Below are 20,323 nucleotides of genomic sequence, written 5' to 3'. Positions count from 1 at the left end.
GGCCTACCGTGGAAGATCCGTCGAAGTTCGTCGCGGGCAAGGAGAACCCGATGATCGACATCATCACGTTGCGAGGAACCGGAGAGCCCCGGAACGCGGACGGCAGCCCCGCGGGCATGCTGGCCGCGGTCACCGATCTGCTCTCGACCGACAGCTTCAGCTTCTTCGAACCCGACTGGCCCGCCTCGGTCGGGCCCGACCCGAATCTGTGGGGGCCGTCGCTGGACACCTCGGTCCGGCTGGGTATCGCCGCGGGGGTCGAGGCGATTCAGCAGTCGCCGAATGTCTGTGCGCTGCTGAGCTATTCGCTCGGCGGCATCTGCGCGAGCCGGATACTCGAAGGGGTGGCCTCGGGTGAGTACACCAACACCGACGGCAGCCCGCTCGAGATCGCCTTCGCCGTCTTCATCGCCAACCCCCTGCGTAAGGCCGGCGATTCGGTGAACAACCTGTGCCCGCCCACGACGTACGGCCTGCACGGTCAGCACGGCGCCTGGCCCGCGGCGGTCGCCACCCACGAGTACGCGAACCCGGGCGACATCATCACCGCGTCTCCGGCCGACTCGCCGCTTCGCGTCATCGACGTGGGCATCTCGCCGTTCTCGTTCGTCGAGGGCGCGCGTTTCGGCAACGCGAGCTATCTCATCTTCGCGCAGCTGCTGGAGTTCCTGATGTCGAATCCGGTGGCCAACCTGCAACGATTCGCCACCGCCGTCAACGGCGTGATCGGTTATCTCACTCCGTATCCCGACGGCCAGCACGTGCTGTATCCGGCACACGACATGCCGGGCACCGATGTGACCTGGACGACCGCGGCGGCCAACTACATCACGGAGAACTTCGCGTAGGGCCGATCACCGCGCCGGCGCGCCGGACCGGCGGGCACACGTGCGTGGATGTCGGCCGGAGGCAGGGGAACCGACCAGACGAGGCGAGCACCCCGCTCGACAGCGCAGTGCCCGCCCAGCAGCCGCGCCCGTGCGCTCGAGCCGAGCAGCGGCGGCAGGAGGATTCCGACCGGACCGGTGGCTTCGACGACCACCGTCACCGTCGTCGTGACCGACACCGTGACGACGACGGTGTCGGCGCCGGGTTGGGCGACGAGGTGCCGCACGGCCTCGTCGATCACCGCTTCGGCGTGCAGGATCAGATAATCCGGGGCCGCGCGCACCGGGCCGGTGACCGCGGTGACGATGCGGAGCAAGGTGTGACCGGCGTGGCGGCGCATCACCTCGTCGATGCGCATCAACAGTCCGGGAACGCCGGCAGCACGGGGGGCGGTGGTGACCGCTGGAGTCTCAGCCATCGATCGGCCCGACCTCTCTCGCCGAGAAAACGAACCGACCCTGCGGTCTAGAATCGGCACGCCCTACCGATCATGGCCGCAGGTCCGGACATTCGGGTACGGAACCGGCAAATTCGGTGCCGGCGCGCAGGTCACGCCACCGCGCGCAGATGCCGGGGGCGCGTGGGTTCGGCGAGCGCCTGGTCGCGCAGACCGCTGAGGACGCGGCTGAGGATCCGCGAGACCTGCATCTGCGAGATCCCGTGCAGCGCAGCGATCTCGGACTGGGTCTTGTTCTCGTAGAAACGCTGGATCAAGATCTTGCGCTCCTGCTCGGGCAGCGCCTCGATCAGCGGTTTCACGGTGATGGCATCCTCGGTGAACTCGTAGCGCGGTTCGTCGACCGCCAGCCGGGCGCCCAGCGGCGTGGGGCTGTCGCTCTCGGCGGACTGGGTTTCGTCGAGCGAGTCGCACAGATAGCTGTTGGCCGCGACGGTGGCCTGCACGACCTCCTCGACCGGGACGTCGAGGGCGCGGGCGAGTTCATGGCTGCTGGGCTCGCGGCCGAGTTGCTGTGACAGCACCAGGCTGTGCTGGGAGATGCGGGCGCGCAGTTCCTTCATCCGGCGCGGCACCTTCACCGCCCACCCGCTGTCGCGGAAGTAACGCCGCACCTCCCCCATGATCGTCGGCACGGCGAAGCCCAGGAACGGCGCGCCCCGGGAAACGTCGTAACGGTCCACCGACAGCACCAGTGCGAGATTGGCGACCTGTTGCAGGTCCTCCCGCGACTGGCCGCGGCCCTCGTACCGGCGGGCGATATGGGCGGCCAGCGGCATGCAGTCGGCGATGATCTGCTCCCGCAGCCGGGCCCGGCGCGGGTCGGCGGCATCGAGTTCGGCCAGCGCACGGAAGGAATCTTCGATTCCGTCATAGGAATTGCGGCCACCGTCGTCGCGAGCGGTCGCGGAACGGGGCGAGGCAGCAGTGGTATCGGTGCTCATGATCGTCTCCGCAGCTTCCGTATGAACCATGCCGCCCTGGGTATCCGCGGCTCGGACGCTCAAACAAGATTTTTCGGTCGAATCCGTCCGAACGACGGCGGCGCCATCCCCGCCGCGTGTGCTGTACTTGCCGGGTGAGCGAGTCTGGTGAGCCGGCCGACGTGGTCGACGCGGTGGTCGAAAAAACTCTCCTCGGTGGTCCCCGCCGCTACACCCGCGCTCAGGTCGCCGAGCTGTCCGGGGTCTCGGTCGACAGCGCCCGCAAACTGTGGATCGCCTTGGGCTTTCCGGCGGCGGCCAGTGACGACGAGGAGGCGTTCACCGAGGCCGACGTCGCGGCGGTACGCACCTTCTGCGCGTTGGGCCCGGCCTCGAATGTCAACGAGCAGAACCAGATTGCCGCGGCCCGTACCCTCGGGCAGTCCATGGCGCGGCTGGCCGAATGGCAGGCAGACCTGATCACCCGCGAACTCGGCGCCGGCACCGATGCCGAGGCCACCACCCACGCCATCGAGGTGCTCACCGACCTGCAGCAGTACGCCTGGCGGCGCCATCTGGCCGCGGCGCTGAGCCGGTCGCTCGAATCCGACGGCGCCGCACGGCAATTGCTCGTCGGCTTCGCCGATATGGCCGGCTACACCCGGCTCTCGCGCCACCTCGACCCCGACGAGCTGACCGATCTGCTGGAAGCGTTCGAAACCGCCACCACCGAGGCGATCACCGCCCACGGCGGCTGGGTGATCAAGAACGTCGGCGACGAGGTGATGTTCGCCGTCGACGATCCGCACCGGGGCGCGCGCATCGCGCTGGCCCTGCACGTGGCGATCGGCCGGGCGGCACAGAAGATTTCGGAGATGCCCCAGATCCGGGTGGGCCTGGCCTACGGTCCCGTGCTGACCCGCTTCGGCGATCTCTACGGCACGGTGGTCAACACCGCCGCACGGCTGACCGGTGTCGCCCGTCCCGGCACGGTGCTCGTGGACGACGGCGCGGCCGCGGCCCTGGCCGGCGACACCGAATTCTCCCTCCGTCACCTACGCAGCGTGCGCGTGAAGGGATTCTCCCGCCTGCGTTCCCATGTGCTCCGGGAGCGTCAGCGCAAACAGCGCTGACGATCATGCCGCCGCGGCTATGTCGTCGCCGCGGCCGCCGACGCGATCACATCGGCCACCACGGCCGGCTGGGAGACGAGCGCGACGTGTGACGCCTGCACCTCGCTGGTGTGCGCGCCGATCCGGCCCGCCATCCACCGTTGCGCGGCGGGCGGGATCACGGTGTCGTTCGCCGAGACCAGGTACCAGCTGGGCGTGTTCGACCACGCGGGCGATCCGGACGGCTCGACATTCGCCGCCACCGCGAGCGATTTCTGGTGGGCGAGCATGGTCGCGGCCGTGGCGTCGCTGACATCGGGGGCGAACACCTGATGGAACGAGGCGTCGGCGATGTAGGCGTCGAGGTTGCGGCCGAGGGCGTTGCTCGAATCGTCGACGACCTTCATCTGCAGTGCGGGCGGCAGTAGTTGGCTACCGGGGAAACGGATCGGATCGAGTGCCAGGGCCACCGGCTCGCCCTGCGCCGGCGCGAATGCCGCCACGAACACCAGCGCCTTCACATTCGGATTGTGGATGTTCGTGATCACCGCGCCGCCGTAGGAATGGCCGACCAAGACCACCGGACCGGAGATTCCGGCGACGGTCTTCTCGACCGCCGCGGCGTCGTAGGCCGGTCCGCGCAGCGGATTCTCGGGCACCACCACCTGGTATCCCCGCCCGCGCAAATCGCCGGCGACGGCGTCCCAACTGGTGGTGTCGGCGAACGCGCCGTGAACCAGCACGATCGTCGGCATGGTCTGAGCGTTCGCGGGTCCGAGTGCCGCCACGACGAAACCGGCGATCAGCGCGAACACGATCGAAACGGCTTTCGCGAAACGGGTGATCCTCATGGCTGTCCCTTCATCGCTGCGCCGGCGGGCATGCGCGCACGGCCGGCAACCAATGGGCAAAGGCGACCTGGCAGCGACGATAGCGCTCTCGGGAGTAGACCGGCAGCCGATCCGGAAGATCCGTTCACCCGGCCCGGAAGCGGAGTCGACGGGAAACAGCAGGGCTTGTTTGGCCGCGGTACGACCGGGTATCTCGGGCGTCGGCGCCGGGAAGCCGGTGACCGGCCACCAGTTTTCCCCACCCGCGACCGGAATGAGTTTGCGCATGACCGTGACCTGGACACCCGCCGTTGTTCCCGCCGAGCACCGGGCCCACCCGGATCCGCACCTCATGCCGGTCGACGACAAGCTGCCGGGCTGGCAGCGGGGGCAGGTGACGTGGTTCAACGCCGAGAAGGGGTTCGGCTACCTCACCAGCGCCTCCGGTGACGCGGTCTTCGTCGACTACCGCACGATCGACATGCCCGGCTACAAAACTCTCAGCCCCGGGCAGACGGTGGTCTTCACCGTGACCCACACCAGCGGCGGGCCCGAGGCCACACAGGTCCTCCCGTACCCGCACGCCGGCGACGAATCCTGACTGCGGAGGCGAATACCTCGGCCGTGACGGGGTACCGGCCAGATGTCGGCTGCCGCCGATCCGACCCGACCGTCACGACGAAAGCAGAGATGTGAAAGCCGAACGCCTGGTCGAGGAATCGTTCGAGCTGGTCGCCCGCGTCCGGCGTGCCCGCGTCTTCCATCCGCGCGGCCTCTGGTTCAGCGGGCGCCTGCACTCCGCGCCGGCCTTCGAGAGGTATTTCGGGGACGGAGAACGCGACGTCGAGGTTCGCCTGTCCAAGGCCCTCGGCATGCCGGGACGGCTGCCCGACGCCGTGGGAATCGGACTGCGCGTGCAGACCCCCGGCGGGCGCTGGGACCTCGCGCTGGCATCGACACCCACCGGCACGCTGACCCGATTTTTCGCGATACCTGTCCCGTCGTGGCGCCACGCGACCTACGGGACGCTCATGGCCTATCGGTTCGACGGCGGCGCACCCCAGTGGATATTCGCCCGGCCGGACGCCGATCAACCTGCGGACGCCTCCCTGGCGACGCTGCGCGAATACACGACCACTCACGGCCTCGGTTTCACACTGACCGCCGGGCGACTGCACGGACCCGAGGAACCGTTCGCGAATCTGCGGCTCACCGCCGAAACCGTCGCCCCACCGCCCGAGGACGCCGTCGACCCGACCCTGCACCACCCGCCCGGCGTCGCGCTGGCCCCGGGGTTCGTCACTCGCATCCGGCGCAGCGCCTACCGGGGCAGCCGCGAAGGACGCGGCGCCGAACAACCGTAGCACCCGGTCGAAACCACTGCGGCGCTGAGGATTTCGCCCTTCCGTCAGGCGGCCGGCCGGGGCGGGTCGGCCGACAGGCCCATGATGTCGTTCCACCACGAATCGAGGGGGCTGGGGTCCGGCCAGCTCACCGCGGCCGGTTGTTCGGCCGGCATCGAGGCCACGGCTTCATCGTCGACGAATACGGAATCTCTGTTACTCGGCATGCGGCTCACTCCTCGTTCCCCCAAGATCACTGCTGACTACCGAAAACCCCGATCCCGGCCTGCCAAACCACTTTTTCGTCACACGCCCCGGACCGTAGGGTTGCCGACACAGGCCAGTGAACTCTTCTCCGCCCAGCAAGGAGTGGAATTGCCGATTTTCACCTTCCGCCGTGTCCTCACCGCCGCCGCGATTTCGGGCGCCGGACTCGCCGCACTGGCACCGAGCGCGGCCGCCCAACCCACCATCTACCACCCGGTGATCACACCGTGCAGCCAGCAGTTCCGTACCCCGCTGGAACCACCGCGACCGGGCACCGAGGTGTATTGGAGTCCGTTCGGCACCGCCGGCATCGTGTGCTACGACGACGGCACCGGCATTCAGCGCTACTACCAGCGTGATCCCGCCGGCAGCTGGCACGACATCAACGAACTGCTGCCGGGCCAGCACTTCTATGTGATCTTCACGTCCACCGTGCCGGACCGGGCCACCTGGGGCTGAGCGAACCGGACCGCTGCCACGCCGGCGGCCCCGAACCCTCCCGGATACGCGAAAACCCGGGGTGCAACCCGGGTTTTCGTGAGCGGAGCGGAGTTCAGCGGGTGGCGATGATCGCCGAACCGTGGCCGAACAAGCCCTGGTTCACGGCGATACCGGCGCGGGCGTTCTCCACCTGACGACCGTCGGCCCGGCCGCGCAACTGCCAGGTGAGTTCGCAGATCTGAGCGATCGCCTGCGCCGGGATGGCCTCACCGAAGCAGGCCAGGCCACCGCTGGGGTTGACCGGCACGCGACCGCCCAAAGTGGTTGCGCCGCTGCGCAACAGCTCCTCGGCACCGCCGATCTCACACAGCCCGATGTCTTCGTACCAGTCCAGTTCCAGCGCGGTGGACAGGTCGTAGACCTCCGCGAAGGACAGGTCGGCGGGGCCGAGCCCGGCCTCCTCGTAGGCGGCGTCCGCGATCGCGGACCGGAACGAACGCGAGGGCGTATCGAAGGCCACCGCCGAGTCGGTCGCGAAATCCGGCAGATCGAGCACGGTCTTCGGGAAGGTGGGCGTGACCGTCGACAGCGCCCGGATGCGGACCGGGTCCGCGATGCCGTGGCGGCGGGCGTAGTCCATCGACGTCAGCACCAGCGCGGCGCCGCCGTCGCTGGTCGCGCAGATGTCGAGCAGCCGCAACGGATCCGACACGATCGCCGACGCGGCGACCTCCTCGGCCGCGACCTCCTTGCGGTAGCGGGCATAGGGGTTGTTCAGGCCGTGCTTGGCGTTCTTGACCTTGACGGCGGCGAAATCGTCGAGCGTGGCCCCGTGCAGCGCCATCCGCCGGCGCGCGTACAGCGCGAAGTAGATGGGGTTGGTGGCGCCGAGCAGGTGGAAGCGCAACCAGTCCGGATCGTCGCGGCGTTCACCGCCGACCGGCTGGAAGAAACCCTTCGGCGCGGCATCGGCACCGACCACGAGCGCCACATCGGTCAACCCGGCCAGAATCTGGGCCCGCGCGTTGGCGATGGCCTGGGCGCCGGAGGCACAGGCGGCGTAGCTGCTCGAGATGCGGGCGCCGGACCAGCCGAGCGCCTGGGCGAACGTCGCACCCGACACGAATCCCGGGTAGCCGTTGCGGATCGTGTCCGCGCCGGCGATGTAGCCGACGTCGCGGTGGTCCACGCCGGCATCGGCCAGCGCCGCCCGCGCGGCCACCAGGCCGTATTCGACGAAGTTGCGTCCCCATTTGCCCCACTGGTGCATGCCCGCACCGAGGACGGCGATATCGCGATCGTTGTCAGGCATCGACCGGCCTCCACATCCACACCGTGTGTTCCGCTTCCTCGTCCTCGTACAGCACGCCCAGGGCCAGTTCGACCGGCATGCCGACGGCCAGGTCGTCCACGGTGAGGCCGCGCACGACCTGCCCGAGAATCACCATCTGCTCTTCCTCGAGCTCCACCGCTGCGACGACGTAGGGCTCGAACGGATCCGGCGAGACATAGGGCGCGGGCGGTTTGTAGCGGGCGTCCGCGTACGACCAGATCCGGCCTCGCGTGGAGAACAGGTACTCGACCAGCTCGGATCCGTCCTTGGGACTCGCACACTGCGGGTTGCGGCAGGCCAGGGTGTTCCGAGGGAAATACGGTGTGCCGCACACATCGCAGCGACTTCCCTGGAGACGTACCGTGCCGTCGTCCGCAGTGAACCAACCTTCCACGGCGGGGCGTTGTTCTTTCTGCACAGCGCCGACGATATAGGAACACGTTCTACTTTGGCGAGGAATTCCGCTCCGCCGATGCGCCCCCGCGGGTACGGTGAGACCTCGTCGAGGAGGGTCCCCACCCGCGAGCCGATCGGGAGTACGCAACGCGATGGGCGTGAAAATCATTGACCCGCAGTCGATTCGCAACGTCACGATCGTGGGCGAGCCCGAAGAGACGACGGCGCTCATCCGCCGGCTGCGTCGCCGGCCCACCGCATCCGGGTCCCGCTCAGCGGTCACCGTCGAGTGGGTGACCGACCGCGCCGAGCACACGGTTCGCATCACCGAACTGTCGAGCCACGCGCCCATCGCGGAACTCGAACGGGCCATCCGGACGGCCGACGGAGTGGTCGTGCCGACGAACGCGGCCGCGACGAGCGCTCCGCGACTCGAGGCGATACTGCGGGTGGCCGACGACCACCAGGTCGCACGCCTGTGCCTGGTGCGCGGACTCGACCAGCACGCCGCGGACTTCGGTCACTGCGTGCGCACGGTCGCCGCCACCCGCGGAGCGGTGCCGGTGACGCTGCAGATGCCGCTCGGCATCGGCGCCGAATTCGAAGGCGTCATCGATCTGGTACCGATGTGGGAACTCGAACCGATGGCCGCCGAATTCTTCGGCAGTCACTGGCCGGTGGCCGTACAGCGGTATCACGAACTCGTGGACACGGTGCTGGCGCAGGACACCGCGCGGCCCCGCCTGCCGGGCACGGGGAAGATGCCACCGCGACAGTTGCACGACCGGATCCGCCACCTCACCCGGATCGGCGATGTCGTACCCGTCCTGTGCGATGCGTCGCCGCACACCGACGACATCACCGCACTGCTGGACGCGATGGTCCGGTACCTGCCGTCGCCGATGCATGTCTGCCAGCCGGAGCATGCCCTCGACCAGTGAACGACCCGGCGCTACCCACACACGCGGGGGATTCGGCTCACCGGTAGCGAGCCGAATCCGTCACGTTCACCAACCGGAGCCGGAGCCACCCGAACCGGTGTTGGAGAGAATGGTGCCGATCACCATCTGCAGGATGCCAGCGACTGAGCCAAGAAATTCCACGGTGTCCTCCGACTTACTCATCGCCGAGTGTCCGGCGTAGCCGTGAACCTAGCTCAGCAATCTTATGAAAGAAGGACGTTTCAGAAAATTCGCCGCACTCGACCGAGTCGGCGCACGCCTCGCTTCCCACGTGAGGACACCGAGGACCGACACTCTACCGGTCGGGAAAGTCTCATCCGAAACGATCACTGCCGGCCCGCGACCTTGCGGCAATCGGCGTTTACCACCTTCGGTCCCGGGTAGCTCGCCAGCGAAGCGACCGGCGAGGAGGACCGGATGAACGTCACCGATGCGGTCAAGGATCGACTGGGCACGGTGGTTACGAAAGTGGTGGGCGCGGCCTCCGGGTACGGCCATCCGCAGTCGGTGACGATCGCCCGCCCGCGCGAGGATGTGGAGCGGCTCTGGCGCGATCCCCACCGGTTGTCCCGGGTGTTCGGGGATGTGGCCTCGGTGAGCAGCGAGGACGGTCACCGGTTCGAGTGGCGGCTGGGTTCGCACGGCAACGAAACCGGCACGTGGACAACCACACTGACCGAAGGTCCGGGAACACTGCGGTTCACCGGCACCGAGGCCGCCGGCGCCGCCCTGCAACTGAACTTCCGCGACGCGCCCCGCGGGCTGGGCACCGAAGTGACCTTGTCGGTGCTGGCGCCGATCGCCGATGTCCTCACCGATACCGCCGCATTCGCGGTCCTCTACCGTGCGCGGGCGCTGCTGCAGACCGGCGAGATACCGACCCTCGCCGGTAATCCGAGCGCGCGTGCCTCCTCGGACGAATAGGAACGATTCATGCGCGCACTGTGCTGGAACGGGGTCAACGATCTCGCCGTCGAAACCGTGCCCGACCCCTCGGTGGTCAACCCGCACGACGCGATCGTCGCGGTCCATCTGAGCACCACGTGTGGTTCGGATCTGCATTTCATCGACGGCTACCTGCCCGGGATGCAGCACGGCGACGTCTTCGGACACGAATTCGTCGGCGAAGTCGTCGATGTCGGGCCGGAGGTGAACCACCGTACGGTGGGTGAGCGCGTCGTCGTCCCCTCGTTCATCGGCTGCGGCTCCTGCTGGTTCTGCGAACACGAACTGTGGGCGGCATGCGACACCACCAACCCGAACGCACATCTGCAGCGCCCCGCGCTCGGCTATCCGACCGCCGGCATCTACGGCTACACCCATCCCTTCGGCGGATATCAGGGTTCGCACGCCCAATACGTGCGGGTGCCCTTCGCCGACGTCAACTGCTTCCCCGTCCCCGGGGAGATCACCGACGAACAGGCCCTGTTCGTTTCCGACGCCGTGCCGACCGGTCTGATGGGCGCCGAATTCTGTGACATCTCTCCCGGCGATACGGTCGCGATCTGGGGCAGCGGCGGGGTCGGCCTGATGGCCGGGCACTCGGCGCGGCTGCTCGGCGCGGATCGCGTGATCGTCATCGACCGCTATCGGGAACGATTGGCACTGGCGCGCAAGCATTTCGACGCCGAAACCATCGACTACACCGCGGTGGACAGCGTGCAGAACACCATCGCCGAGATGACCGGCGGCCGCGGCCCGGACGCGTGCGTCGACGCGGTCGGCATGGAAGGGCACGGCACCGGACTGCAGAACGCCTACGACCGCGCCAAACAACTTCTGCGTCTCGAAACCGACCGCGCGACACCTCTGCGCGAGGCGCTGCTGGCGTGCCGCAAGGGCGGTGTGGTGTCGGTGCTCGGCGTCTACGGCCTGACCGACAAATTCCCGATGGGCATCGTCACGAACAAAAGCCTCACGATCCGCAGCGCGCAACAGCACGGCCAGCGCTACGTGCGGCGCATCTTCGACTACATCCAGCAGGGCGACCTCGACCCGTCCTACCTGATCACCCACGACCTGCCCCTCGAGGACTCCGTACGCGGATACGACATGTTCAAGAACAAACGGGAAGGCTGCGTGCGCGCGATCTTCCGCCCGTGACCCGAGCCGCGGTCCTCACCCTGCTCAACGACGCTCTCGCGAACTCGATTAGCATTTTCGCCGCGTCACATACGAGCTGAGTGGAGGGTGGGTTTTCATGGCCAAGAAGGTCATCGTCGAGCTGGTGGACGACTACGACGGCAAGTCCGATGCCGACCAGACGGTGCACTTCGGCATCGACGGAGTCGAATACGAAATCGACCTGTCGACCAAGAACGCCGAGAAGCTGCGCAAGATCTTCGAGCAGTGGACCGAGCCCGCCCGCAAGGTCGGCCGAAACCGCAAGGGCGCCGTCAAGTCCGGTACCGCCCGCACGACACCGGACCGGGAGCAGACGGCCGCCATCCGGGAGTGGGCGCGCAACAACGGCTACGAGATCTCCAGCCGCGGCCGTATCCACAAGGACATCGTCGAGGCGTACAACAAAGCCGGCTAGACCCCGGTCCGCCCGGTCACGAACCCGCCAACGTCACGGCGCGCGCCATGAGCGCGTCCGCGACAGCGCGGGGACGACGGCCCAGACCGCATGCGCAGGCGACGCCGTCGACGCGGCGGCCGAGCGCATTCTCGATGGTGTGCAGCGTCTTTCGCTGCTCGTCCGCGGTGGGTACGTCGTGGACGACGCCCGCGTAGAAGCGGGTGCCCGCGGGCAGGGACAGATCGGCGAGGGGCGCGTAGAACCGGGCCCCGGCCGCCGGCGGTCGGTCGCCCGCGGCGAACGGGACATGAACGTATTCCAGGGTGCGTCCGGCAGGCCAGTGCCGCGCAACGGAATTGGCCAGGTCGACGAAGGGCCGTGCGGTGCGCAGCGGCGCACCCTTGTTGTGCAGGCTGCCCAGGCACAGGTGCACGCCGATGCGGGTGCCCTGCGGTGCCGCGGCGGCGAGTGCCGCGATGCCGCGGCCCGAGCCCAGCACGCGTTCCACCATGCGATGCGCGGGCTGAGTGAGCGCCATCGCCACCAACTCCGCGGTCGCCTCCAGCTGGATCACGACATCGTCGCCGCCCATCCGCGCGATGGTGGCGATCTCGCGTGCCGTGGCTTCCGTGAACGGCGCGCGCCCGGATCGAATCCCTTTGGGCCCCAAGGCGACGAACGCCAGGGTGAGGTCGGTCGGCATGCCGATCTGCAACGCGAGTTCGGGCCGGCCGAGGTCGGCGCGCACGGCGGAGAAGATCGGCAGCGCCTCGGCGGCTTCCCCGGCATATCCGAGGTCCATCCCGGCCCCGGTCGGCGTGCGGCCCGGCGGCAGGCGGTACCGAGGTCGATCGCGCCGAGTCCGCCACTCCCCCGCCCGGGCGACCTTGAGCGCGCCCTGAGCGACCAGGTCTTCCAGGATCGGCCGGACGTAGTACTCGTAGCGGCGGGTCTCGCCGGTGGGCAGGGTGTGCAACAACGGACCGGCACTGTCGGCCATCGCCCGCATCGCCTCATCCGTAGTCGTGGCGGGGAAGCTACCCACGAAATGCACGCTCCGCGAACGCATTACCACATCGTACAAGTCGCGGGGCACATGTTCTGCCGAACGCGGAACCGGGCCGAGACGCTCGCCGGTGCTGCCGGGCGCGCCGCAGGAGCCGGCCTGCGCCGGTCCGCGCGGACCGGCGCACATCGGGTGTTTGCACACAATTTACGGGCCCGAATTCTCCGCGAAGCCCAGCCGGCCACGATCGGCCCTAGACTCGCAGCCACGTTTCGGATATCGAGACGACTCGTCGTTCGACCAGTGCCGCGCGAACTCCGTCTGCGCGCCTCACCGAGGCGCCACCCCGCTGTCCGGGCTCGATTCGGTGCACCTGTGCTGCCGCTGAACCTTCCCGGACCGTCTCCCGGGAGGTAACGATGACCGGCTCGTCCAGCACTGTCTCGCACGCACGGGAGACCCACGCGCGAGAGACCACCATCCACCTGCGCACCCCCGGCGAGTCGTTGACCAGCGGTGTGCAGCGCGCGGCCGCGCCGGCGTCCACGACGATCCCGGCCGCGGCGGAAATCGGACCACCGCGGCAGTTGAGCGCCCTGGATCTGCATCTGCTGGACAGCGAAACCGCAGCGGCGCCCATGCATATCGGCGCCGTGATGCTGCTCGATTCGGGCCGCGGGCCGCGCGGCCCGCTGGATGCCGGCACACTGCGGCGGCTGTTCGCCGCCCGGCTGCACCTCGTGGCGCCGCTGCGCCGCCGGGTACGCACCGTGCCGCTGGGCCTCGACGAGCCGTACTGGGAAGATTGCGCCGCCGTCGATCTCGGTTTCCACGTGCGGCACGTGCGATTGCCCGACGGTGCGACCGACGCCGACCTCGCCGACTACGTCGCCCGCCGCCACGCCCAGCCCCTCGACCGATCCCGTCCGCTGTGGGAATGCCATCTCGTCTCCGGACTCTCGGGCGGCCGTCAGGCGGTCTACACGAAGGTGCACCACGCGGTGATCGACGGCGTGTCCGCGGCGGAGATCATGGGCGCGATCCTCGACGTCTCCGAAACCCCCACGGCCACACCGCTACCCGAGGCCGGTATGCGCCGCGATCGCACGCCCTCGATCGTCGAGATGCTGGCCCGCAGCGCTCCCAAGGCGGTGACCCGCCAGTCGGCCCGCACGCGCGCGGCCCTCGACGCGGTGCCGACGCTGCTGCGCACCCGGGACGCATTCCGCGCCAAGCACGACGATGTCCCGTTCAACCAGCCGCTCACCACGACCCGCAGCGTCGCCTACACCTCACTGCCCCTCGCGGCGGTCAAGGCGATCAAGAAATCGATCGACGGCACCGTCAACGATGTCGTGATGGCTCTGTGCACCTCGGCGTTGCGCAACTGGATGCTCGACCGCGAACTTCCCATCGACCGGCCCCTGCTGGCCGCGATCCCGGTCTCGGTGCGCACACCCGAGCAGTTCGGCAGTGCGGGAAATCAGTTCTCGCTCATGCTGTCCCAACTGCCGATCGGGGAGAACGATCCACACGCCCGGCTGAAACTGCTGCACAACAATTTGCTCGTGGCCAAGGACCGGTTCGGCAAACAGCCACCGACCCTGCTGCACGAACTGACCACAATGCTCACACCGGCCCTGCACGGGCTGCCGACGCGTGCGCTGCTGCGCGCCGCGGCTCCCACCCTTCCCCTGGTCAACCTGATCGTCTCGAACGTCCCTGGACCACAGCTCCCGCTGTATCTCGACGGAATCCGCGTACTGGCCAGCTATCCGGTCTCGGTGCTCACCGAGTTGTCCGGCAGCCTGAACATCACGGTGATGTCCTACGACGGTCACCTCGACTTCGGCATCGTCGCCTGTCCGGAAGCCGTTCCCGACGTCTGGGACATCACCACCCACCTCGCCGATGCGCTGTCGGAGTTGCAGCGGAGCTCGTGACGCGACGCGCGACTTTGGTAATATGACTCTCCAATAACGAGAACGTCATATACGCACGAGGGGTCCGATGGTCGACGATCCGCACGCCGGGGCGGGCCCGGGCGGGCCACCGTGGAGCCAGGCCGAGCTGTCGCGCCTCATGGACGTACGCCCTTGTGGCGCAGGACATTACGTAGCGCCCGCGCACGGTCCGACGGTCCGCAACGTCGTCGAGGCCGGTCAGATGCTCGGCGACGCGATCGTGGCGGCCGCCAAGGAGGTGCCACGACAGCGGGTGGTGTCGGCGTCGATGATCTTCTCGCGGGTCGCCGCCCACGACGCGCCGCTGGACGTCGAGGTCGAGGTCCTGCACTCGGGTCGCACCTACAGCACGGCGCAGGTCCGGGTGCGCCAGGACGACACACTGCGGTGTGCGGGCACGGTGCTCCTCGACGCCGGCGCGCCCGACCTGATCCGTTCGGCCGCGCCGATGCCGGTCGTCGATCCACCGGACGAGTCGACGCCGCTGGATATTCCGGGAACGGAGGTCGACGGCCGCGACATGCGTGTGGTCGGCGGCGCGTACAGTCCCGATCCCGGACATGTGGGCCCGCCGGAACTGTTCGTGTGGACGCGGTACCGCGACGCGCCGGATGCCTACTACCTGCACGCGGCGCTGCTGGCGCAGTCGTGCGCGCACTGGACGGTGGCCGCGGCGCTGCGGCCGCATCCCGACTACGGTGAATCGATGGCACATTCCGCGATCTCGACCGGAATCACCATGGCCACCATCGCCTTTCACGACGAACCGGATGTGACGCAGTGGCTGCTGTACGGCACCCGCGTCGTCTACGCCGGACGCGGCCACGCCCAGAGCGAAGGACGGGTACACGCCGCCGACGGACGATTGACGGCCACCTACAGCGTGCACGCGATGGTGCGCGCGTTCCGGCCGGCCGATACCGCCGTCCGCACCCGAGCCGGCACCGTACTCTGACCATCCGTATTCCGGGGCAACACGTTCGGAGGAACACATGCAAGCGTCCGGCTTCGCCGAGTGGCCCGACTATCGCATCGACGTGCGGCGCATTCGCAATCTGGTCCGCGTCTCGCACGACGACCGGCACCTGGCCGAGACCACCGCGAGTCTGCTCGTGGCCGAACAGGATCACGGGATCGTGTTCTACATTCCGGTCGCCGATGTGCGCTTCGACCTGCTCACCCTGGACGAACAGCTCACCTCGCGCTGCCCCTTCAAGGGCCGGGCCCGGTATTGGCGCCCGCACGACAGCGCGGAGCCGATCGCGTGGGAGTACACCGATCCCTATCCGGAGGTGGCGTTGATCCGCGACCACATCGGCTTCTATCAGGATCGGGTCCGTCTCGAGGTCGGCGTGGCGACCCCGGCCGTGTCGGGTGTGCGGCAGCGGGCGGAGGCCGGAAGCACACCGCGCGCCGCCGAATAGTCCTCAGCACCCCCCGTCGGCGGAGAAGGGATGGCGCAGCTGCGCCGGATAGGCGGTGGGATAGTCCGGTTTCGCCGCCATGCCGAGTTCGGCGGAGGTGAATCGGCGCGCGGGATCGAAGGAGTAGGTCCGGTAGAGGTGGTCCCAGATCAGCGTGAACAGCCCGAAGTTCACATCGCCGGCACCGGCCCATTTGAGGTGGTGGAAACGGTGCCCCGCGTTGAGGGCGAGCACGTGTTTCGCCGGGCCGACGCGGTAGTCGGCATTGGAATGCTGGAGCAGCAGTTGCACGGCGACCGCCACGGCCAGCGCGCCGGCGACATGGACCGGCAGGCCGGCCAGGATCAGGGGCGCCACCCCCGCGGCCGTTTCGATCGCCTGGTGCACAGGGTGTTTCATCAGACCGTTGAGTCCGTAGAACCGGGTGACGCTGTGGTGCACGGCATGGAATCGCCACAGCACGCCGATCTTGTGGCTGGCCAGATGTACGGTCGTGATCCCGAAATCGGCGACCACGATCGCCACGAGAGCCTGGGCCAGGAACGGCCAGTGTCGCGGCCAGAGATCCGGGGCCGGAGCCACGGCCGCCACCAGCGGAATCACCGCCACACCGGCCAGAGTCATGGTTTCGTTCACCACGGCATGGATGCGGTCGCGGCGAGTGTCGTCGTGGTCGGTATTCCACGACCGCTCGTACGGAATGACCCGCTCGGTGAGGAACGACGACGCCACGGCGATCATCAGCAGCGGTAGCAGCCACACCTCCGCAGCGCCGGCGGCCGACAGGGCGATCGCGGCGCCGTCGATGCCGAGCAGCATGAACGGCACATAGCAGTAGCGCAGAACACATTGCGGGACAGACTGTTTCGTCTTCTTCGCCGTGGTGGTATCGGTCACCGTTCCAGCCTCGCGCAACTGCCGCCGGGGCGATTGAACGATTCGGCTAGGTCGCGGAGTCGATGTCCACGCGGACGTTGCGGCTCAGCGCGGACGGCGGCAGGCCGAAGGTGGCACGGCAGGTTCGGGACAGGTGCGCACTGTCGGCGAATCCCGCCGCATGCGCCGCGGCGGTCACATCGTCACCGGCCGCGGTCCGCGCGACGGCGGTCATGACGCGCAGCCACAACACGTACCGGCGCAGCGGCAACCCGACCTGTTCGGTGAACACGTGGGTCAGCCGGCTCGTCGACATCCCCAGCCGCCCGGCCACGGTGCCGGTGCGCACCGGGCCCGCCGCGATCAGCTCGGGGAGCAGTTCCAGCGCCGCGCTCACACCCGGATGGCGCGGCGGTGGCGCGGCCCCGGCGCCCACCGACCGGGTCAGCGCCGACACCGCGGCGCGCAGGTCGCGGACGGCCGGATCGAGGCCGGCCAGGAGCTCGGCGCCCGCCCAGTCCGCGCCGAGACGGTGCTCCACCGCACTACCCAGCGCGGATTCCGGATCGACGAACAGCGCGACCGCAGCACGGGCGCCCGTCATGATCGCGTGCCCGGTATCGGAGGGAATCCCCAGCCGAGTTCCGGTGTGCACGCGCCCGTCGTCGCCGACCACTCGCAGATCCCTCGCCGCGACCATCAGCTGTACCGCATGGTGAGCGTGCCGTTCGGTCGGCCCGATCGCGCCCGCGTACGCCAGCACGCCCGGCAGCAGCAGCGCCGCGCCCGACCATCGCCCAGCATCCGGAACATCCGTTACCGCAACGACTTTCGAGCGATCGACCGCCGCGCCGGCACCCTCGCACCCTGTCTCGCGCAGGAACGGACCTTCGGCGTCGGAGAAGTCACTCGGCATGTATCGAACCATCGGACGGGAAGCGGGAACCCGCCTATCCTGCCATCCGCCGACCGCACGCGGCAGCGGCTCTCCGCACCGCCTCGGACTCAGGCGATGACCTCCTGGAGTTTGCCGGTGCCGACGTCGAAGACGAAGCCGCGCAGCGAGGTCGTCTTCGTCACGAACGGGCTGGCCTCGATTCGCCGAATCGACTGGCGCACATCCACATCCAGATCGTCGAAAGCCTCGGTAGCCCATTCGGGTTCGATGCCCACCTCGTCCTGAATTCCGCGTTTGAACTCGTCGTCGGTGAAGGTCAGCATGCCGCAGTCGGTGTGATGGATCAGGATGATCTCGGTGGTGCCCAGCAACCGCTGACTGATTGCCAGCGAACGGATCTCGTCGTCGGTCACCACCCCGCCCGCATTGCGGATGACGTGCGCCTCCCCCTCCTCGAGGCCGAGAACGCGGTAGACGTCCAGCCGCGCGTCCATGCACGCCACGACGGCGACGTGCTTGCTCGGCGGCAGCGGAAGCGGTCCGCTGAACTGTGCTGCGTATTCGGCGTTGTTGGCCAGAAGCTCGTCGGTCACGGTCATGATCGCGCCCTTCGTCGGGGTAGCTGCGGACATTCACATGTACGCATGGATCGTGACTCCCGCCCGCCGCGAACACCAGGTATTCGCTCAGCGTGAAGTCAACGGTTGCTGATCGGGTGACACGACCGCCGCGCGTCGGCCGGGCGCGGATTCACGGACGCATCGCCTTCGCCGCGTGCGCGATGCGCGATTCCGGGTGGGCGCGACGAGTGCGCACGCTGTTGACCAGCGCGAGTATTGCGCCCAGGCCGACCAGGACCAACCCGCGCGCCCAGATGGCGGCATCGATGCGGGTGAACAGGTAGAGGCAGGAGGCCAGTGCCAGCCACGGAACGAGCGTCGGGACGCGGAAGTGGTCGGTGTCGACGGGATGGCGGCGCTCGAGCAGAACCGAACAGTTCACCGCCGCGAAGACGACGAGCAGAAGCAGAACCAGAGTTTCGGCCAGCACGGCGACCTCGCCGGTGAGCGCGAGGGCGACGGATACGCCCGAGGTCGCCACCACCGCGACCCACGGAGTGCGGCGGCCGGGAAGCAGGCGGGTCAGCACCGCCGGCAGCAGTCCGTCGCGTGCCATGCCGTAGGCCAGCCGCGAGGCCATGATGCCGGTCAGCAATGCGCCGTTGGCGACGGCGACCAGGGCGATCACACTGAACAACCGGTCGGGCACCCCGCCGGCCCGGCGCACCACTTCGAGCAGCGGACCGCTCGACCGTGCCAGTTCGCCGGTGGGCACGGCGGCACTGGCGACCACACCCACCAGCACGTACACCACTCCGGCGGTGAGCAGCGCGCCGAACAGCGCGAACGGGTACGAGCGACGCGGATCGCGCACCTCCTCCGCCAGATTCACCGAGGTCTCGAAACCGACGAAGGAGTAGAAGGCCAGCACCGTCCCCGCGAGCACTGCCGGAACCGGACCGTGTTCCGCGGTGCCGATCTCGGTGAGCCTGCCGGGATCGGCGTCACCGCGAACCAGGATCCACGCACCCAACCCGATGATCAGCACCAGCCCAATGAGCTCGATCAGACTCGCCGCCACATTGGCGCGCAGCGATTCCTTGATCCCCCGAATGTTGAGCAACGCCAGCGCGACCAGGAAGACCACGATGACCAGCGCGGTCGGTGCGGACACAAGCGCTTGGAGATAGTCACCGGCGAATGCCCGCGCCAGCGCCCCCACCGACACCACACCCGCGGCGAGCATGCAGAAGCCGACCAGCGAACCGGCGGCGGGTCCCAGTGCGCGGGTCGCGTAGTGCGCCGAACCACCGGCCCGCGGGTACTTCGTCGCCAGCTCGGCATACGACGCCGCGGTGAGTGTGGCCAGTCCGAGGGCGACGGCCAGCGGTAACCAGACCGCACCGCCCGACGCCTGCGCCACGGAACCGATCAGCACGTACACGCCGGCCCCGAGCACGTCGCCCAGGATGAAGAAGTACAGCAGAGGCGTACTGACGGCGCGCTTCAACGAACGGGGCATATCGGCCACGTACCCGCCCGGCGCGCATCGAACCGAAAATGCCGGTGACCGTGCGCCGACATGCGGGTCGCCGGACGGCCGCGTTCGCAGCCCTATCCGTCGCCGCGGCGGTCCGAGTCCTCGTCGCCCGGTACCCGTACCGTCCTGCGAGCGCACTCTTTTTCGACCCAGCGGCAGATGATGTCCACGACGTATTCACGCTCGGGCGTGGTCAGTTCGCGGCCCTTGCCGATGCCGTGCGTTCGCTGCAGACAGCTGCGACAGCAGGTGCCGGTGGCGTGCTGAGCGCGAAAGACCGGATGACCGCCCCAGGGAGTCTGCTTCCCGTCCTTCGCGGGATGAGCCGGCGCGAGCCGCTTGCCGATGAGATCGGCCGCGTGCTCGCGCACCACCGTCATGCCACGCAGCGCGACGAACTCCATCTCGGGTTCACGCAGGTGGAACTTCGCCCGGAACGGCTGCCGCGCGATGGCAGCGAGGCGAGCGTCGAGAGTTGCGTGGTCCAGCCGCACCACACCAGCCTAGAACGACCGGCCGACACGACCGTTCGCCCGGACGAGCGGCTACGACAGCTCCGCATCCGGCCACGGTCCGGCATCG

General features: G+C 68.5%; 24 protein-coding genes. 12 read left to right on the top strand and 12 right to left on the bottom strand.

Annotated features, from left to right (window positions below; all coding sequences use genetic code 11):
* Nucleotides 1–50 precede the first annotated feature (50 nt).
* Nucleotides 51–848: a hypothetical protein gene (locus tag A5789_RS27610; RefSeq protein ID WP_063014173.1), complete on the top strand. Its 798-nt coding sequence runs from the start codon at nt 51–53 to the stop codon at nt 846–848.
* Here the strand turns inward: A5789_RS27610 and A5789_RS27605 are convergent.
* Nucleotides 824–1,306, bottom strand: a complete 483-nt coding sequence (locus A5789_RS27605; RefSeq protein WP_064923302.1) for a hypothetical protein — start codon at nt 1,304–1,306, stop codon at nt 824–826. The genes A5789_RS27610 and A5789_RS27605 overlap by 25 nt on opposite strands.
* A 131-nt stretch (nt 1,307–1,437) precedes the next feature.
* Nucleotides 1,438–2,289 carry a SigB/SigF/SigG family RNA polymerase sigma factor gene (locus A5789_RS27600; protein WP_063014175.1) on the bottom strand — a complete coding sequence of 284 codons (852 nt, stop codon included), beginning with the start codon at nt 2,287–2,289 and terminating at the stop codon, nt 1,438–1,440.
* Nucleotides 2,290–2,423: 134 nt separating this feature from the next.
* Between A5789_RS27600 and A5789_RS27595 the strand changes: the two genes are divergently transcribed.
* A complete protein-coding gene (locus tag A5789_RS27595) occupies nt 2,424–3,401 on the top strand; it encodes an adenylate/guanylate cyclase domain-containing protein (RefSeq protein WP_063014042.1) in 978 nt (325 codons plus the stop codon).
* A gap of 17 nt (nt 3,402–3,418) precedes the next feature.
* On the opposite strand, the gene A5789_RS27590 is transcribed toward A5789_RS27595, so the two are convergent.
* Nucleotides 3,419–4,231 (bottom strand): alpha/beta hydrolase, encoded by an 813-nt coding sequence (locus A5789_RS27590; RefSeq protein WP_030518502.1) that lies wholly within the window; start codon nt 4,229–4,231, stop codon nt 3,419–3,421.
* A gap of 265 nt (nt 4,232–4,496) precedes the next feature.
* Here A5789_RS27590 and A5789_RS27585 point away from each other — a divergent pair, with 265 nt between their 5' ends.
* Nucleotides 4,497–4,811 carry a cold shock domain-containing protein gene (locus tag A5789_RS27585; RefSeq protein ID WP_227463011.1) on the top strand — a complete coding sequence of 105 codons (315 nt, stop codon included), beginning with the start codon at nt 4,497–4,499 and terminating at the stop codon, nt 4,809–4,811.
* 91 nt (nt 4,812–4,902) lie between these two features.
* Entirely contained in the window at nt 4,903–5,574 is a 672-nt protein-coding gene (locus A5789_RS27580; RefSeq protein WP_155525817.1) for a phosphodiesterase, read from the top strand.
* Nucleotides 5,575–5,618: 44 nt separating this feature from the next.
* Here A5789_RS27580 and A5789_RS36980 read toward each other — a convergent pair whose 3' ends face one another.
* Entirely contained in the window at nt 5,619–5,780 is a 162-nt protein-coding gene (locus A5789_RS36980) for a hypothetical protein (RefSeq protein WP_156747632.1), read from the bottom strand.
* Between the two features lie 148 nt (nt 5,781–5,928).
* Between A5789_RS36980 and A5789_RS27575 the strand changes: the two genes are divergently transcribed.
* Nucleotides 5,929–6,279, top strand: coding sequence for a hypothetical protein (locus tag A5789_RS27575; RefSeq protein WP_227463012.1), 351 nt, complete (start codon nt 5,929–5,931; stop codon nt 6,277–6,279).
* Nucleotides 6,280–6,373: 94 nt separating this feature from the next.
* Here the strand turns inward: A5789_RS27575 and A5789_RS27570 are convergent, their stop codons facing one another.
* Entirely contained in the window at nt 6,374–7,573 is a 1,200-nt protein-coding gene (locus A5789_RS27570) for a lipid-transfer protein (protein WP_063014046.1), read from the bottom strand.
* A complete protein-coding gene (locus A5789_RS27565) occupies nt 7,566–7,988 on the bottom strand; it encodes a Zn-ribbon domain-containing OB-fold protein (protein ID WP_063014048.1) in 423 nt (140 codons plus the stop codon). The genes A5789_RS27570 and A5789_RS27565 overlap by 8 nt, the downstream gene beginning before the upstream one ends.
* 154 nt (nt 7,989–8,142) lie before the next feature.
* Here A5789_RS27565 and A5789_RS27560 point away from each other — a divergent pair, with 154 nt between their 5' ends.
* The 4 genes from A5789_RS27560 (at nt 8,143) to A5789_RS27545 (ending at nt 11,491) form a co-directional block, all read left to right on the top strand.
* Nucleotides 8,143–8,931: a hypothetical protein gene (locus A5789_RS27560; RefSeq protein ID WP_064905109.1), complete on the top strand. Its 789-nt coding sequence runs from the start codon at nt 8,143–8,145 to the stop codon at nt 8,929–8,931.
* Nucleotides 8,932–9,369: 438 nt separating this feature from the next.
* A complete protein-coding gene (locus tag A5789_RS27555; protein WP_064905107.1) occupies nt 9,370–9,876 on the top strand; it encodes an SRPBCC family protein in 507 nt (168 codons plus the stop codon).
* A gap of 9 nt (nt 9,877–9,885) precedes the next feature.
* A complete protein-coding gene (locus A5789_RS27550) occupies nt 9,886–11,055 on the top strand; it encodes a zinc-dependent alcohol dehydrogenase (protein WP_064905105.1) in 1,170 nt (389 codons plus the stop codon).
* A 97-nt stretch (nt 11,056–11,152) separates the two neighbouring features.
* On the top strand, nt 11,153–11,491 hold the full coding sequence (locus A5789_RS27545; RefSeq protein ID WP_063014056.1) for an Lsr2 family protein: 339 nt from the start codon (nt 11,153–11,155) through the stop codon (nt 11,489–11,491).
* 16 nt (nt 11,492–11,507) lie between these two features.
* Here the strand turns inward: A5789_RS27545 and A5789_RS27540 are convergent, their stop codons facing one another.
* The gene (locus tag A5789_RS27540; RefSeq protein WP_064905146.1) at nt 11,508–12,542 is read right to left on the bottom strand and encodes a hypothetical protein; all 1,035 of its coding nucleotides are present in this window, start codon (nt 12,540–12,542) and stop codon (nt 11,508–11,510) included.
* 356 nt (nt 12,543–12,898) lie between these two features.
* Between A5789_RS27540 and A5789_RS27535 the strand changes: the two genes are divergently transcribed.
* The 3 genes from A5789_RS27535 (at nt 12,899) to A5789_RS27525 (ending at nt 15,867) form a co-directional block, all read left to right on the top strand.
* Entirely contained in the window at nt 12,899–14,422 is a 1,524-nt protein-coding gene (locus tag A5789_RS27535; RefSeq protein ID WP_082940998.1) for a wax ester/triacylglycerol synthase family O-acyltransferase, read from the top strand.
* Nucleotides 14,423–14,489: 67 nt separating this feature from the next.
* Nucleotides 14,490–15,398, top strand: a complete 909-nt coding sequence (locus A5789_RS27530) for an acyl-CoA thioesterase II (RefSeq protein WP_064905103.1) — start codon at nt 14,490–14,492, stop codon at nt 15,396–15,398.
* 37 nt (nt 15,399–15,435) lie between these two features.
* Nucleotides 15,436–15,867 (top strand): DUF427 domain-containing protein, encoded by a 432-nt coding sequence (locus A5789_RS27525; protein ID WP_064905100.1) that lies wholly within the window; start codon nt 15,436–15,438, stop codon nt 15,865–15,867.
* 3 nt (nt 15,868–15,870) lie between these two features.
* On the opposite strand, the gene A5789_RS27520 is transcribed toward A5789_RS27525, so the two are convergent.
* The 5 genes from A5789_RS27520 to A5789_RS27500 all read right to left on the bottom strand — a co-directional run bounded on the left by A5789_RS27520 (nt 15,871) and on the right by A5789_RS27500 (nt 20,235).
* Nucleotides 15,871–16,764 carry a sterol desaturase family protein gene (locus tag A5789_RS27520; RefSeq protein WP_064905098.1) on the bottom strand — a complete coding sequence of 298 codons (894 nt, stop codon included), beginning with the start codon at nt 16,762–16,764 and terminating at the stop codon, nt 15,871–15,873.
* A gap of 46 nt (nt 16,765–16,810) precedes the next feature.
* Complete coding sequence (locus A5789_RS27515; protein WP_082940997.1) at nt 16,811–17,659, bottom strand: AraC family transcriptional regulator; 849 nt, start codon at nt 17,657–17,659, stop codon at nt 16,811–16,813.
* Between the two features lie 89 nt (nt 17,660–17,748).
* Complete coding sequence (locus tag A5789_RS27510; RefSeq protein WP_064905096.1) at nt 17,749–18,240, bottom strand: carbonic anhydrase; 492 nt, start codon at nt 18,238–18,240, stop codon at nt 17,749–17,751.
* A gap of 151 nt (nt 18,241–18,391) precedes the next feature.
* Nucleotides 18,392–19,723, bottom strand: a complete 1,332-nt coding sequence (locus A5789_RS27505; RefSeq protein WP_064905140.1) for an APC family permease — start codon at nt 19,721–19,723, stop codon at nt 18,392–18,394.
* A gap of 92 nt (nt 19,724–19,815) precedes the next feature.
* Complete coding sequence (locus A5789_RS27500) at nt 19,816–20,235, bottom strand: DUF4186 domain-containing protein (RefSeq protein ID WP_227463013.1); 420 nt, start codon at nt 20,233–20,235, stop codon at nt 19,816–19,818.
* Between the last annotated feature and the right edge of the window lie 88 nt (nt 20,236–20,323).

Source organism: Nocardia sp. 852002-51101_SCH5132738 (assembly GCF_001665695.1).
Taxonomy (GTDB): domain Bacteria; phylum Actinomycetota; class Actinomycetes; order Mycobacteriales; family Mycobacteriaceae; genus Nocardia; species Nocardia nova.
This window is presented reverse-complemented; position numbering and strand designations above follow the sequence as displayed.